This window comes from Micromonospora sp. NBC_00421, from assembly GCF_036017915.1.
In the GTDB taxonomy this organism is placed as follows: domain Bacteria; phylum Actinomycetota; class Actinomycetes; order Mycobacteriales; family Micromonosporaceae; genus Micromonospora.
This window is the reverse complement of sequence record NZ_CP107929.1, coordinates 4,331,950-4,346,789: the sequence shown is the minus strand read 5'-3', so window position 1 is coordinate 4,346,789 and position 14,840 is coordinate 4,331,950. Positions and strand designations below refer to the sequence as shown.

Annotated in this window: 10 protein-coding genes; 7 read left to right on the top strand and 3 right to left on the bottom strand. The window is 72.7% G+C overall.

What is annotated here, in order from left to right:
• Positions 1–53 precede the first annotated feature (53 nt).
• The 6 genes from gatC to OHQ87_RS18020 all read left to right on the top strand — a co-directional run bounded on the left by gatC (position 54) and on the right by OHQ87_RS18020 (position 8,004).
• Positions 54–359, top strand: a complete 306-nt coding sequence (gatC, locus tag OHQ87_RS18045; protein ID WP_067307096.1) for an Asp-tRNA(Asn)/Glu-tRNA(Gln) amidotransferase subunit GatC — start codon at positions 54–56, stop codon at positions 357–359.
• A gap of 127 nt (positions 360–486) precedes the next feature.
• Positions 487–1,962 (top strand): Asp-tRNA(Asn)/Glu-tRNA(Gln) amidotransferase subunit GatA, encoded by a 1,476-nt coding sequence (gene gatA, locus OHQ87_RS18040; protein ID WP_328339328.1) that lies wholly within the window; start codon positions 487–489, stop codon positions 1,960–1,962.
• 10 nt (positions 1,963–1,972) lie between these two features.
• On the top strand, positions 1,973–3,364 hold the full coding sequence (locus tag OHQ87_RS18035; RefSeq protein WP_328339326.1) for an AAA family ATPase: 1,392 nt from the start codon (positions 1,973–1,975) through the stop codon (positions 3,362–3,364).
• Entirely contained in the window at positions 3,364–3,993 is a 630-nt protein-coding gene (locus tag OHQ87_RS18030) for a DUF4276 family protein (protein ID WP_328339325.1), read from the top strand. Before OHQ87_RS18035 ends, OHQ87_RS18030 begins: the two co-directional genes overlap by 1 nt.
• Positions 3,994–4,087: 94 nt before the next feature.
• Positions 4,088–5,587, top strand: coding sequence for an Asp-tRNA(Asn)/Glu-tRNA(Gln) amidotransferase subunit GatB (gene gatB, locus OHQ87_RS18025; protein ID WP_328339324.1), 1,500 nt, complete (start codon positions 4,088–4,090; stop codon positions 5,585–5,587).
• A gap of 59 nt (positions 5,588–5,646) precedes the next feature.
• On the top strand, positions 5,647–8,004 hold the full coding sequence (locus OHQ87_RS18020) for a transketolase-like TK C-terminal-containing protein (protein ID WP_328339323.1): 2,358 nt from the start codon (positions 5,647–5,649) through the stop codon (positions 8,002–8,004).
• Between the two features lie 912 nt (positions 8,005–8,916).
• Here the strand turns inward: OHQ87_RS18020 and OHQ87_RS18015 are convergent.
• The 3 genes from OHQ87_RS18015 to OHQ87_RS18005 all read right to left on the bottom strand — a co-directional run bounded on the left by OHQ87_RS18015 (position 8,917) and on the right by OHQ87_RS18005 (position 13,694).
• Positions 8,917–10,551, bottom strand: coding sequence for a metallophosphoesterase (locus OHQ87_RS18015; RefSeq protein ID WP_328339322.1), 1,635 nt, complete (start codon positions 10,549–10,551; stop codon positions 8,917–8,919).
• A 102-nt stretch (positions 10,552–10,653) separates the two neighbouring features.
• Positions 10,654–11,826, bottom strand: a complete 1,173-nt coding sequence (locus tag OHQ87_RS18010) for a PQQ-dependent sugar dehydrogenase (RefSeq protein ID WP_442930840.1) — start codon at positions 11,824–11,826, stop codon at positions 10,654–10,656.
• A 62-nt stretch (positions 11,827–11,888) separates the two neighbouring features.
• Complete coding sequence (locus OHQ87_RS18005; protein WP_328339318.1) at positions 11,889–13,694, bottom strand: GAF domain-containing SpoIIE family protein phosphatase; 1,806 nt, start codon at positions 13,692–13,694, stop codon at positions 11,889–11,891.
• A 165-nt stretch (positions 13,695–13,859) separates the two neighbouring features.
• On the opposite strand from OHQ87_RS18005, the gene OHQ87_RS18000 reads away from it, so the two are divergent.
• Positions 13,860–14,786, top strand: a complete 927-nt coding sequence (locus OHQ87_RS18000; protein ID WP_328339315.1) for a 2-hydroxyacid dehydrogenase — start codon at positions 13,860–13,862, stop codon at positions 14,784–14,786.
• Positions 14,787–14,840: the final 54 nt, after the last annotated feature.

Genomic DNA, 14,840 nt, shown 5'->3' with positions numbered 1-14,840 from the left:
ACGGCGCGGCCGGCACACCCAGACGCAGCAGCACAGTCACGAAGGGGGCACCGATGGCCGCCATCTCCCGCGAGGAGGTCGCGCACCTCGCGCGACTGTCGCGGCTCGCCGTCACCGAGGAGGAGCTGGACACCTTCGCCGGCCAGCTGGACGTGATCCTCCAGTCGGTCGCGCAGGTCGGCGAGGTGACGGCGGCGGACATCCCGCCGACCTCCCACTCGGTGCCGCTGACCAACGTGCTCCGCGAGGACGTGGTGGTGCCCGGACTGACCCCGCAGGAGGCGCTGTCGGGCGCCCCCGACGTCGCCGAGCAGCGGTTCCGCGTACCGCGGATCCTGGACGAGGACGTGGCGTCGTGACCGGGTGTGAGGTTGACACCGGGCGCGGTGCGGCCGGGTGTGATCCGGTGACCGGGCGGGGCAAGCGAATCATCGAGCACAGTGCGCCGGGTGCCCGGAGCGCCGGTGAGCGGAGCGAGGCGACGGCATGACCGACCTGACCAGAATGACCGCGACCGACCTGGCCGGGCTGGTGGCCGCCGGGGAGACCTCCGCCGTCGAGGTGACCCGGGCCCACCTGGACCGGATCGCCGCCGTCGACGACCGGGTGCACGCGTTTCTGCACGTCGACACCGAGGGGGCGCTGGCCGCCGCCCGCGCGGTCGACGAGCGCCGGGCCGCCGGTGAGGAGCTGGGTCCGCTGGCCGGGGTGCCGGTGGCGGTGAAGGACGTGCTCACCACGAAGGGCGTGCCGACCACCGTCGGCTCGAAGATCCTGGAAGGCTGGCGCCCGCCGTACGACGCGACGATCGTGCAGCGGCTGCGCGCGGCGGGCACGGTGATGCTCGGCAAGACCAACATGGACGAGTTCGCGATGGGCTCCTCCACCGAGTACTCGGCGTACGGCCCGACCCACAACCCGTGGGACACCGACCGGATCCCGGGCGGCTCGGGCGGGGGCAGCGCCGCCGCGCTGGCCGCGTACGAGGCGCCGCTGGCCATCGGCTCCGACACGGGTGGCTCGATCCGTCAGCCCGGCGCGGTCACCGGCACCGTGGGCGCGAAGCCCACCTACGGCGGCACCTCCCGGTACGGCCTGGTCGCGTTCTCCTCCTCCCTGGACACCCCCGGCCCGTGCGCCCGGACCGTGCTCGACGCGGCCCTGCTGCACCAGGTCATCGGCGGGCACGACCCGCGCGACTCCACCTCCATCCCGCAGCCGGTGCCGGACGTGGTGGCCGCCGCGAGGCAGGGTGCGACAGGTGACCTGACCGGGGTGAAGCTCGGCATCGTCAAGGAGTTCACCGGTGAGGGTGCGGAGCCGGGCGTGATGGCCGCGTTCCGCGATTCGGTGGACACCCTGGCCAAGCTGGGCGCCGAGATCGTCGAGGTGTCCTGCCCGCACTTCCGGTACGCGCTGCCGGCGTACTACCTGATCGCGCCGAGCGAGTGCTCCTCCAACCTGGCCCGCTTCGACGGGGTCCGGTTCGGGCTGCGGGTCGGCGACGACGGCAACCGGTCGCTGGAGGAGGTCATGTCGCTGACCCGGGAGGCCGGTTTCGGCCCCGAGGTCAAGCGGCGGATCATGGTCGGCACGTACGCGCTCTCCTCGGGCTACTACGACGCCTACTACGGCCAGGCACAGAAGGTGCGTACCCTGATCACCAGGGACTTCACCACGGCGTTCACGCAGGTGGACGCGCTGATCTCGCCCACCACGCCGTTCGTGGCGTTCCCGATCGGGGCGCGCACCGCCGACCCGTACCAGATGTACCTGGCCGACCTGTTCACCATCCCGACCAACCTGTACGGCGGGCCGGGCATCTCGGTGCCGTGCGGCCTGTCCGAGGGGCTGCCCGTCGGTCTGCAGGTGATGGCCCCGACGATGGCCGACGACCGGATGTACCGGGTCGCCGCCGCGCTGGAGTCCGTGGTCGGCACGTTCACCCCACCGGCACTGTGAGGCGGGCGGGATGCTGACGCGAATCGAGATCGACGGTTTCAAGTCGTTCCGCGACTTCTCGTTGGACATCCCGCCCTTTCTCGTGATCATCGGACGGAACGCGGCGGGCAAGTCGAACCTCTTCGACGCCATCCAGTTCCTGAGCAGGTTGGCCGGTGATCCCGTCCTGGAAGCCGCCCAGCACATGCGGGGCGATGTCGCGGACCTTTTCCACAAGCACACCGACGGCACGTCGGTGGAGGTGATGTCGTTCGCGGTCGAGGTGTTGCTGGGCCGCTCGGTCACCGACGCCTTCGGTGACACCGCCGAGGTCAACCACTCGCGGCTCCGTTACGAGCTGGCCATCGAACTTCGATCGACGGGTAGCAGCGGGACGCAGCGCCCGTACGTCGTCCGTGAGTCGGTGCGGCGAATCCGGCGCGCGGGCGACACCTGGATGGAGAAGTTCACCGCGGAGCAGCGACGGCGGTTGGCGGTCTATCGAACGGGTGCCGATCCGTTGGAGACCGAGCAGGACGACCAGGGGCGGCCGGTCTTCAGCATCAGGCAGCAGGGCAACCAGGGACGGAAGCGGAAGCTCCCGGCCACGGCGGCCACTGCCACGGTGCTGTCCAGTCTGACGACCGCCACCGACTTTCCGCTGCTCTATGCGCTCAAGCGGGAGATGCAGTCGTGGCGGCTGCTGCACCTCGACCCGAGTGCCCTGCGCGCCCCGGATTCCTACGACGATCCTGACAGCCTGTCCGCCAACGGCGGACACCTTGCCAACACCCTCCGCAGGCTGGCGGACGAGACAGGCAGCCCGGACCGACCCGAGGGTGCCCTGAACGATCTCTCGGCCGACCTGGCAGCCGTCATTCCCGGCGTTGTCCGGGTGCGGTTGACCGAGGACGACGCGCGTCGGCAACGTCAGGTGGAGGTGATCACGCGGGAGGAGGCACCGTTCTCGGCCCGGGTGGCCTCGGACGGCACCCTCCGGGCGATCGCGCTGTTGGCGGCGCTCTACGATCCGCGCGGCGCGGGACTCATCTGCTTCGAGGAGCCGGAGAACGGCATCTTCCCGCAGCGCCTCGCGCAGTTCGTCAGATACCTCAGGACCCTGGTCGAAAGGGCGTTGGCAGCCGGCAACGATGGCACCGCGTTGACTCAGTTGGTGCTGAGCAGCCATTCGCCGGCGATTCTGCGGGCGCTGGAGCCCGCGCAGGCACACGTGCGCTCCGATGCGGTGTTCATGGATGTGGTGAGCCGGGTCCAGCGCGGCACGGCGCGTAGCCGGGTCAGCCGTTGGCGGTCGATCGCCGGTGCGCAGCAACTGACGATCGAGGACGCGCTGGACGTCGGCAGCGTGGTGAGCCCGCGGGAGATCGCCGAGTTCGAGGTGATGGCGGAGTTGGACACCTGATGCGGTACCTCACCTCCGCGCTGGTGTCCGAGGGCGTCACCGACGACCAGTTCCTGCCGAGGCTGCTGGCCAGGGCACTTACTGAGATCTGCCAATCGGAGTTCGAGGACGCGGTCGAGGTCGCCGACGTCCAGCCCCTGCGCGACCGGAAGGGTCCGTGCTCGACGGCGGATGTGATCAGGCTCGTCGAGCAGAATCCCGCCAGCTTCTCGCTCATCTTCTTCCACCACGACCAGGGTGCCAGCGCAGACCGGGTCGCCGCCGAGTGGCTGCGTCCGCTGCGGCAGCTGTGGGGAGATCGCGCAGAGCAACTGATCGCCGTGGTGCCGGTCCGCGAGACGGAGGCCTGGCTGTTGACCGACGGCGACGCGCTGCGCACCGCGCTCGGCGTCCGGTGGACGGATGCGGAGATGGGGCTGCCCGCGCAGCCGAGACGCGTGGAGCGCATCGCCGACCCCAAGAAGGTGCTCAACGACATCATGGGCCGGGTCAGTCGTTCCACCACCGATCACTTCGGCCAGCTGGGGGAGCTGGTCTCCCTGGCCAGGCTCGATGATGTTCCGGCCTACCGGCAGTGGTGGTCCGACACGCTGGACGCGCTGACGCGGCTGGGCTACCGGCGAGCCTGACCAACGGCGAGGGGGATCGAAACCCGGGGGTGGGGCGGCTAGGCAACCCCATTAGGCTGGACGGGTTCTGTCCGGATCGCGCCTGGAGCGTCTCATGACCACGACACTGCCCGCGTACGACGAGGTCGTTGCGCGTTACGAGCCGGTGATCGGCCTGGAGACCCACGTCGAGCTGGGCACGAACACCAAGATGTTCTGCGGCTGCCCGACCGACTTCGGCGGCGAGCCCAACACCCGGGTCTGCCCGGTCTGCCTCGGCCTGCCCGGCTCGTTGCCGGTGGCCAACAAGGCGGCCATCGAGGCGACCATCCGGATCGGCCTGGCGCTGAACTGCTCCATCGCCGAGTGGTGCCGGTTCGCCCGGAAGAACTACTTCTACCCGGACATGCCGAAGGACTTCCAGATCAGCCAGTACGACGAGCCGCTGTGCGCCGACGGCTACCTGGACGTCGAGGTCGACGGCGAGTTGGTGCGGATCGGCATCGAGCGGGTGCACCTGGAGGAGGACACCGGCAAGACGCTGCACGTCGGCGGGGCCACCGGCCGGATCCACGGCGCGACCGAGTCGCTTGTCGACTACAACCGGGCCGGCATTCCGCTGGTGGAGATCGTCACCAAGCCGGTCCCCGGCATCGGTGCGCTCGCCCCCGAGGTGGCGAAGGCGTACGTCACCGAGCTGCGGGACGTGCTGCGCTCGTTGGGTGTCTCCGACGTACGGATGGAGGAGGGGTCGCTGCGTTGCGACGTCAACACCTCCCTCAACCTGCCCGGTCAGGAGTGGGGCACCCGCACCGAGACCAAGAACGTCAACTCGTTGCGGTCGGTGGAGCGGGCGGTCCGTTCGGAGATCCTGCGGCAGGCGTCGGTGCTCGACGCGGGGGGCCGGATCACCCAGGAGACCCGGCACTTCCACGAGGACACCGGGGACACCACGCCGGGCCGGTCCAAGGAGACCGCCACCGACTACAGGTACTTCCCGGAGCCGGACCTGGTGCCGCTCGCCCCGGACACCGCCTGGGTGGCCGAGCTGAAGGCGGCCCTGCCGGAGCTGCCCCGGCTGCACCGTCGCCGGCTCCAGGAGCAGTGGGGCCTGTCCGACCTCGACATGCAGTCGGTGCTCAACGCCGGCGCGGTCGAGCTGATCGAGGCGACCGTGGCCGCCGGCACCACCCCGGCGGCGGCCCGCAAGTGGTGGCTGGGCGAGCTGTCCCGCCGGGCCAACGAGACAGGTATGGAGCTGGCCGACATCGGGGCCACCCCGGCGCAGGTCGCCGAGCTCCAGGGGCTTGTCGACGCGGGCAAGCTCAACGACAAGCTGGCCCGTACGGTGCTGGAGGGTGTGGTCGACGGTGAGGGTTCGCCTACCGAGATCATGACCAGCCGGGGCCTGGAGGTGGTCTCCGACACCGGCGCGCTCACCGCCGCCGTGGACGAGGCGATCGCCGCCAACCCGGGCATCGCCGACAAGATCCGCAGCGGCAAGGTCGCCGCCGCCGGTGCGCTGGTCGGCGCGGTGATGAAGGCCACCCGTGGCCAGGCCGACGCCAAGACCCTCCGTGACCTGATCCTGGAGCGCCTCGGCGTCCAGGGCTGACACCAGCGCGACACACCCCCGCCCGAGGGCGTCAACGGCGACGCCCGGATGGAGTGACCGTGAACGAGCACGACCTCGACGTCCTCGACGAGATCCAGCAACGGGTGCTGTGGCTCGCCACCCGGATCGTGGACGCGGCCAACCACGACCGGGACACCGGCGACGGGGTGAAGGTCGGTGGGCACCAGGCGTCCAGCGCCTCCCTGGTCACCGCGATGACCGCGCTCTGGTTCGCCCACCTGGACGCCGAGGACCGGGTGGCGGTCAAGCCGCACGCCTCCCCGGTGTTCCACGCGATCCAGTACCTGCTGGGCAACCTGGACCGGTCCTACCTGCCGACGCTGCGGGCGCGGGGCGGCCTGCAGTCGTACCCGTCGCGGACCAAGGACCCGGACGAGGTCGACTTCTCCACCGGTTCGGTCGGGTTGGGGGCGGCGGCGCCGTTGTTCGCGGCGGTGACCCGCCGCTATGTCGACGCCCACTTCGGTGCCCGCCCGCACTCCCGGTTCGTCGCGTTGATCGGCGACGCCGAGCTGGACGAGGGGAACATCTGGGAGGCGGTCGCCGACCCGGCCACCACCGGCCTGGGCAACGTGATGTGGCTCGTCGACTTCAACAGGCAGTCGCTGGACCGGGTGGTGCCCGGCATCCGGATCGACCAGTGGCGGGGGCAGTTCGAGGCCGCCGGTTGGCACGTCGTGGAGGTCAAGTACGGCCGCCGGTTGGCGCAGGCATACGCCCGGCCGGGCGGCGCGGCACTGCGCGACTGGATCGACCGGATGCCGAACGAGCAGTACCAGTCGCTGTTCGGGCTGACCGGGCCGGTGCTGCGGAAGCAGTTCCTGGACGGTGCGCCGGCCGGCATCGACGAGTTCATCGCCGACCTCACCGACGAGGAGTTGGCCCCGCTCGTCACCGACCTGGGCGGGCACGACCTGCAGGCGATGCTCGACGCGTACGCCCAGTGCGACGCGGTGACCGACCGGCCCAGCGTCGTCTTCGCGTACACCGTGAAGGGGTGGGGGTTGCCGCTCGCCGGCAATCCGCGCAACCATTCGGCGCTGCTCTCCACCGCGCAGGTCGACGCGCTGCGCACGGCGCACGGCCTGACCAGCGCGACCGAGTGGGACCGGCTCGACCCGGCGAGCCCGGCCGGCATCCGGGCCGGCGCGCGCCGCGAGGCGCTGGCCCGCGCGCCCCGCCACCGGTCGCTGGGAGTCACCGTCCCCGAGACCACCGGGGTACGCACGAACAAGCCGATCTCCACCCAGGAGGCCTTCGGCCGGGTGCTGGTGGAACTGGCCCGGGACCCACAGGTGGCGCCCTACCTGGTCACCACCGCGCCGGACGTGGCCACCTCCACCAACCTCGCCGGGTTCCTCAACAAGACCGGGGTGTTCGCCCCGACCGAGCGGCGTTCCTGGTCGGAGGACCGGATGCTGCGTTGGACGGAGAGCCCCACCGGGCAGCACATCGAGCTGGGCATCTCCGAGATGAACCTGTTCCTGCTGCTGGGTCAGCTCGGCCTGTCCTGGGACCTGTCCGGGCAGCCGCTGCTGCCGGTCGGCACGGTCTACGACCCGTTCGTGCTGCGCGGGCTGGACGCGTTCCTCTACGGCACCTACTCGGGTTCCCGGTTCGTGGTGGCCGGCACCCCGTCGGGCATCACCCTGGCCCCGGAGGGCGGTGCCCACCAGTCGACCATCACCGCCTCCGTCGGCCTGGAACTGCCCGGCGTGACCTTCTGCGAACCGGCGTACGCGACCAGCCTCGACTGGCTGCTCTGCGACGCGTTCGGCCAGATCGCACAGGGTGCCGCGCCGGCTGCCACCGCCGCGCCGGCCGAGGACGGGGCGTACTACTTCCGGCTGAGCACCCGCCCGCTGGACCAGGCGCCGTTCGAGGCGGCCCGGGCCCGCCTCGGCGACGCGGTGCTGCGCCGGCAGGTGGTCGCCGGGGCGTACCGGCTGGTGGACGCGCACCAGGCGTACCCGCATCTGGTGGACGCGCCGGTGGTGACCCTGGCCGCCTCGGGGGCGGTGCTGCCGGAGGCGCTCGCTGCCGCCGCCGAGCTGGCCGAGGAGGGCATCGCCGCGCACGTGGTCGACGTGACCAGCCTGGACCGGCTGTACCGGGCCTGGCAGCGCACCCTGCGCCAGGGCGTGCGCACCGCGACCGTGCCGAGCGTCCCCGGTGCGTTGCGGGCGGCTTTCGGGGACCGTGCCCCGCTGGTGACCGTGCACGATGCCGCCTCGCACGCGATGGCCTGGCTCGGCTCGGCGCTCGGAGTGCCGGCGGTGCCGCTCGGGGTGGACGAGTTCGGCCAGTCCGGCAGCGTCCGCGAGCTGTACGAACTGCACGACCTGCTCCCCGGCAGCATCGTCAACGCCGCCCTGGCCGCCCTGTCCCTACGCTGACCCACCCCCACCCCCACCCCCACCCGCCACCCGCGCCCCGCCCCTGTCCCCGTTCCCTTTCCCGCGCTGAGCTTCGTCGCGCGTCCTTCGGCCCTGGGCCGGGTGTGCCGCGTCGACGGCCCAGGCCGAGGCCCAGTCCCAGGGCGCGTCCAGGTTTCCGGCCCGGTGTTCTCTCGCAACCCCTCGGTCCCGCGTTCTCGTGCGGCCAACGACGCAGGGCCGGAGTTTCTGCCCTCGATCCCAGCCACCCCGACATAGATGCCGTCTCTGCATTGGTAACGCTCCGTGTAGGAAACGGCCTGCGTTATCGCAAATTACCCTGCGTGCTCGCTCGGGGGGTCCACCCGTCCCCGGTTTGCATCCTTTGCTCTGCTGCCATCTAAGCGACAGAGCGCTGAGCAGCGCCTATCTTGATCCCTCGTTTACGCGATGGGCTTCGACGTCACTACAATCTGTCACTGTCGCTCTCAGGGCAGCAGAGCAAAGTGGCCGAGTGGAGATAGGTGGGGCCGGTCCGAGCGTCGCTCTGAGTGACTGAGTGGGTGGTTTTCAGGCGGGCGGGCGCAGTCCGCCCGTCCGCCGACACCGCCCGATCCGACCCGTCAGGCCTGAGTCGACTCGCCGGGCCCGCCCGCCAGGCCCCCCGCCCGCCAGGCCCCCCGCCCGCCAGGGCCGCCGGGCCCGCCAGGCCCCCGCCCGCCAGGCCCCCCGCCCGCCAGGCCCCCCGCCCGCCAGGCCCCCCGCCCGCCAGGGCCCCCGCCCGCCGGGCCCGCCCGCCCGCCAGGGCCCCCGCCCGCCGGGCCCGCCCGCCCGCCAGGGCCCCCGCCCGCCGGGCCCGCCCGCCCGCCAGGGCCGCCCGCCCGCCGGGCCGGCCTGGCCCACCGGAGGGCCAAGATTCTGGGTAGTGGTGGGTCAGCGGGTCGGGCCGGGCGACGGCGACGTGGGGGGCGGGCCCGTCCCGGAGGTGGACGGGGACTCCGTTGCGCCCCGCGTCGGGGTCGGGGTGACGGGAACGTCGGCGCCCTTCGCTGGTTCCCGGATCACGTGACGTTCCAGGTTCACCTGGGCCTGACCGGTGCCGCCGACGGTGATGTCGTCGTACGCCTGGAGCAGTTTCTGCTGGTCGAAGTAGAGCACCGTCATCGACAGCGGGGTGGGCTTCTCGCCCTCCAGGCCGCGCAGCCCGGCGCCGCCGGTGGAGCCCTCCACCATCAACTGGGTGGGTTGCTGGCCGGCCACCTGCGGCAGCTTCGACACCTGCCGGGAGTGGGTGTGCCCGGCCAGCACCAGCGGGCAGGTGCCGGAGAGCGGCCCGGCCGAGGCCGGGTCGTGCACCAGCGCGACGTTCACCTGGCGCGGCGAGCTGCGGACCGTGGCGGCGAGCGTCTCGCCGGCCCCGATGACCTGGTCGGCGACCTGCGCGGTGAGGCCGCTGCCGGCGGGTGACGTCTCCTTGTCCGGGGTGAACCGGGGGTCACCGATGCCGGCGATGGTCAGCCCGGCCACGGTGGTGGTCGAGTTGTTCAGTACGACCGCGTTCGGTTGGCGGGCCACCGCCGCGGCAGTCCTGGGCGAGTCGTGGTTGCCCCGGATATAGACGTACGGCTTCTTGAGCAGGCCGATCGAGCCGACGTAGGACGCCTCGGGCTCGCTGCCCCAGTCGGTCAGGTCGCCGGTGTCGATCACCACGTCGATGCCGAACTGCTCGACCACGGTGCGGATCAGCTGCCAGCCGGTCGGGTTGAGGTGCATGTCGGAGACGTGCAGCACCCGGGTGGTGCCCGGCGCCGGTTCGTACACCGGCAGCGCCGAGACCGTGGTGTAGAGCTGACTGACGTTGCCCACCAACCGTTGCAACTGCTCGGCGTAGCGGCTGTAGTCGTTGGCGATCCGGCGCGCGTCACCGACGATCGCGGGGGCGTTGACGAGCAGTCCCTCGTACCGGGGCTCCTCGATGGCCTGCGGGCGCAGGGTGCCCGCCGCCAGCCCCAGGCTGCCGGCGGTCACCACCAGGGCCAGCCCGCCGGCCCACGCGGTACGCCGGGTGTCCCGGAAGACCAGCGCGGCCAGCAGCAGGGTGACCAGCACCGCACCGCCGAGGGTACGCAGCCCGAGCCGGAGCACCCCGTTGCGGACGTCCGTCACCGCCGACTGGCTGGCCCGGCTGATGCTCGCCGGGTCGTCGATCAACGCTTCGGTCTTGCGCTGGTCCAGCGCGCCGAGGCCGACCGTCAGGTGGGTCGGGCCCTGGTGGCTGTCGAGCTGCAGCGCGCCCAGCGGGGGGATGTCGACAGTGGTCCCGCCCCGGACCGCCGGAGCCAGGGTCAGATCGGCGCGGAACGGGCCGATGTCGGTGCTGACCCGGCCGGCGGCGAACACCCCGATGACCGTTCCGGTCAGGGCGACCAGCAGCACCGCCAGCACCACGCCGACCCGCCGGGCCTGCCCCGACCGGCCGGCCGGCCACCAGGTGCGCCGGCGCCGCTCACGCCGGGTGGGGGTGTCCGTTTCCCCGGGCCCGCGCTGCTCGTTCTCCTGACCGTCCATGCTGAGATTGTGACCTGCCCAGTGAAAGATCTTGGCAAACCCGCCCGACGGGCGGCCGATCCGCCCGGTACCTGCCCCGCTGTCCGGCCTGCCGGCGTGTCGTCAGCTCCGGCCGGCACCGCCGTCGGCGAAGACCAGCCGCAGCAGCCGGTCGTCCTCCGGCACCGGCTGGCCGCGCCCGTCGTGGTTGGAGGTGGAGACCCAGAGCGAACCGTCCGGGGCGGCGGCGATCGCCCGCAACCGACCGTACTTCCCGGTGAGGAGTTCCCGGGGCGCACCGAGCACGGTGCCGCCGTCGGTCAGCTCCACCAGCCAGAGCCGCTCGCCGCGCAGGCAGGCGGTGGCCAGTGACCGGCCCGTCGCCGCCAGCCCCGCACAGGACGCCTCCGAGGTGCCCCACTGCGCGATCGGGTCGACGAACCGCTTGTCACCGGCCTGCCCCTCCACCGTCGGCCAACCGTAGTTCGCGCCCTTGTCGATCCGGTTGAGCTCGTCCCAGGTGTTCTGGCCGAACTCGGTGGCGTACATCCGCTTTCCGGAATCCCAGGCCATGCCCTGCACGTTGCGGTGCCCCAGCGACCAGACCGGCGAGTTCGGGAACGGGTTGCCCGCCGCCGGTTTGCCGTCCGGGGTGATCCGCAGGATCTTGCCGGCCAGGTTGGCGCGGTCCTGGGCGGCGTCGCGGTTGCCGGCGTCGCCGGTACTCACGTAGAGCTGCCCGTCCGGGCCGAAGGCGAGCCCGCCGCCGTTGTGGTTGCCGGCCTTGGGGATGCCGGTCAGGATCGGCGTGGGGGTGCCGCCCAGCGTCAACCGGGCCACCCGGTTGTCCTGCGCGGTGGTGTAGTAGACGAAGACCGACCGGTCCTGCGCGTACGCCGGTGAGACGGCGATGCCGAGCAGCCCCGCCTCACCGGACGCGGCCACCTCCGGCACGGTCTGCACCGGGGCGACGGTCAGCCCCTGCGCCCCCGACTCCGGCCCGACCTTGAGGATCCGGCCGCTGTCCCGCTCGGTGACCAGCGCCGCCCCGTCCGGCAGGAAGGCGATCGCCCACGGTACCCGTAGACCCTTCGCCAGCACCGTGGCCACCACCTGCTGCTCCGGGGTGCCCGCCGACGCAGACGGGGTCGGCAGGTTGGGGGGCTCACCGGCCGGGTCGGGCTCCGGCGGGCCGAGACTGCACCCGGTCAGCAGCAGCGCGACGCCGGAGGTCGCCAGGGCCGCGCGGACCCGGGCGGTGCGGGGATACGGGAGTCGGGCGGTCACCCGCCCCAGCCTAGCCCGCGAATCCGGACCCGCCGGGCCGGCGGCGGACGGGCCACCGGTCGGTGGACGCCTCAGCGGGCCCGTACGGCCAACAACGCCACGTCGTCCTCGCGCCGCTGTTCGGTGCCGAGCAGCAGGTCGCACAGGTCGGCGGCGGGCCGGGCACCGGCGGCGGCGACCCGTTCGCACAACTGCGCCATGCCCTCGTCGATCGGCTGGTCCCGCCGTTCCACCAGCCCGTCGGTGTAGAGCAGCAGGGTGTCCCCGGGAGCGAGCAGCACCTCCGCCCCGGTCCGCGGGACCGGGCGGGTGAACCCCAGCAGCGGCTCCCGGCGGCCGCCGAGCAGTCGTACGCCGCCGTCGGCGGTGACCAGCAGCGGCGCGGGATGGCCGGCGTTGCACCAGGTGACCGCGACCCCGCCCGGGGCCGGCCGCAGTCGGGCCAGCACCGCCGTGGCGGCGGTCGGGATGTGCAGCCCCGAGATGGTGGCGTCCAACCGCCGCATCAACTCGTCGACCGGGTCGCTGCGACCGTACGCGTTGCCCCGCACCAGGTTGCGGAGCTGCCCCATCGTCGCGGCGGCCTCGATGTCGTGGCCGGCGACGTCCCCGATCGCGGCGATCAGGTCGCCGTCGGGCTGGACGAAGGCGTCGTACCAGTCGCCGCCCACCTCCACCCGGTCGGCGGCCGGCTGGTAGCGGGCCACCAGCTCGACCCACGGGCTCTGCGGCAACTGCGGGAGCATGCTGTGCTGCAGCACCTCGGCGACGTGCCGCTGCTCGCCGTAGATCCACCCGTTGCCGACCGCCTGCCCGGCGCGACGGCCGATCTCCAGTGCGGTACCCAGGTCGTCGTCGTCGAAGGCCCGCCGACCCGGCCCGTTGACCAGGGTCACCGCGCCCATCACCGCGCCCCGGCCGGGGGCCGGCACCGGCACGGTCAGGTGCGAGGCGAAGCCCAGCCGTTCGGCGAGGGTCACCAGCTCCGGGGCGTCGCTGGCCTGCCGGATGTCGGCCAGGTCGGCGACGCCGCGCAGCACCGGCTGGCCGGTCCGCAGCACCGTCCGGGTGATCGAGGCCGGGCCGAGCCGGTGGAGCGCGAGCTCGCCGAGCCGGGCCACCTCGGCGGCGCGGGCCGGATCACGGTGCACGGCGGTGACCCGTCGGGGGGTGCCTGCCCGGTCGACCAGGGTCACCGTGGCCCAGTCGGCAAGCAACGGCACCACCGCGTCGGCCAGCCGTCCCACCGCCGTCTCCACGTCGAGTGTCCCGGCCAGGGTCTCGCTCAGCGAGGCGAGCAGGTTGAGCCGGTCGTGTGCCTGCTCGACCAGGCGGCGGGCCTCCTCGGCCGCATCCAGCGCGATCCGCAGCCGCAGCTCCGAGGAGCAGGCCGCCGCCAGGTCGGCCAGGGTGCGTAGCTGGGCCTTCGTCCAGGCCCGGGGTTTGCTGTCGATCGCGCACAGCGAGCCGAGCACCCGGCCGTCCAGGTCGGTCAGCGGCATCCCGGCGTACGCGATGACGCCCAGTTCCGGCACGGCCAGGTTGTCCCGTACCCGGGGATAGAGCCGGGCGTCCGGCAGCACCAGCGGGATCTCGGTGTCGATCACGTGTTGGCAGAACGAGTGGCTCAGCGGGGTCTGCCGGCGGGCGGCCCACGGGTCGGGCAACCCGACCGCGCCGGGGAAGAACTGTCGGGTCTCGCTGACCAGGGAGACCAGCGCCACCGGCACGTCGAGCAGGTCGCTGACCAGCCGGGCGAACCTGTCGAACGCCTCGTCCGGCGCGGCGCCCAGACCGGTGTCGGTAAGCGACCGCAGCCGGGCCGGGTCGGCCAGTGCGGGGATGTCGACGGCCGGCCGTTCGGTGCGTTCGGTCATCGACCACCTGTCTGCCGTGATGGGGGACGCCGTTCGACGTCCGACCCTCGGTTATACCTGCCCCGGCCGATCCGCGCCTGTGGACGTGGGCGACGTCGCCCGGTGCGGCGTCGGTCGGCCGGCCCGTCTGCACGGGCCGCCGTCGGAGGGCTATCGTCGGCACGCGTGAAGGTATGGATTCCGCATTCCGCCGGTGTCGAGCTGCTCGGGCCGGTGCCGTGCGGTGTCACCGTACAGCCGTGGACCGATCCGGCGAATCCCCCCGGCGACCCGGCGGACGTCCGGTTCTGGGTGCCGCCGTTCCTGGCCGGCACGGACACCACGACGATGCTGGACCGGCTGCCCGACCTGGCGGTGGTGCAGCTCCTCTCCGCGGGGGCGGACGCCTGGACCGGTCGGGTGCCTGCCGGGGTCACCCTGTGCGACGCCCGGGGGGTGCACGACGCCGGCACCGCCGAGTGGGTGGTCACCGCGATCCTCGCCCAGTTGCGCGGCTTCCCGGCGCTGGCCCGCGCCCAGGCCCGGCGGGAGTGGGCGTACGACCAGGTCGCGCCGACCGACGAGCTGACCGGCAAGCGGGTGCTGATCGTGGGGGCCGGCTCGATCGGCGCGGCGGTACGGGACCGGCTGGCCCCGTTCGACGTCACCTTCACCCTGGTCGCCCGCAGCGCCCGGCCGGCCGAAGGGGTCCACGCGGTGGCCGAGTTGCCGCGGTTGTTGCCCGAGGCCGACGTGGTGGTGCTGTTGGTGCCGTTGACCGACGCCACCCGGGGGTTGGTGGACGCCGACTTCCTGGCCGCCATGCCGGACGGGGCGCTGCTGGTCAACGCCGCCCGTGGCCCGGTGGCGGACACCTCGGCGCTGGTCGCGGAGCTGACCTCGGGCCGGCTGCGGGCGGCGCTGGACGTGACCGAACCGGAGCCGTTGCCCGCCGACCATCCGCTCTGGGAGCTGCCGAACGTGCTGCTCACCCCGCACGTCGCCGGCTCGGTGCGCGGGCTGCTGCCCCGGGCGTACCGGCTGGTGGGGGAGCAGGTGCGCCGGTTCGCCGCCGGGACGCCGCTCGTCAACCGGGTGGTGGACGGCTACTGACAGCGCCGCTGTGGGCGGGCCGGCGCACAGCTCGGATGGTGGGGCTCCGGACCG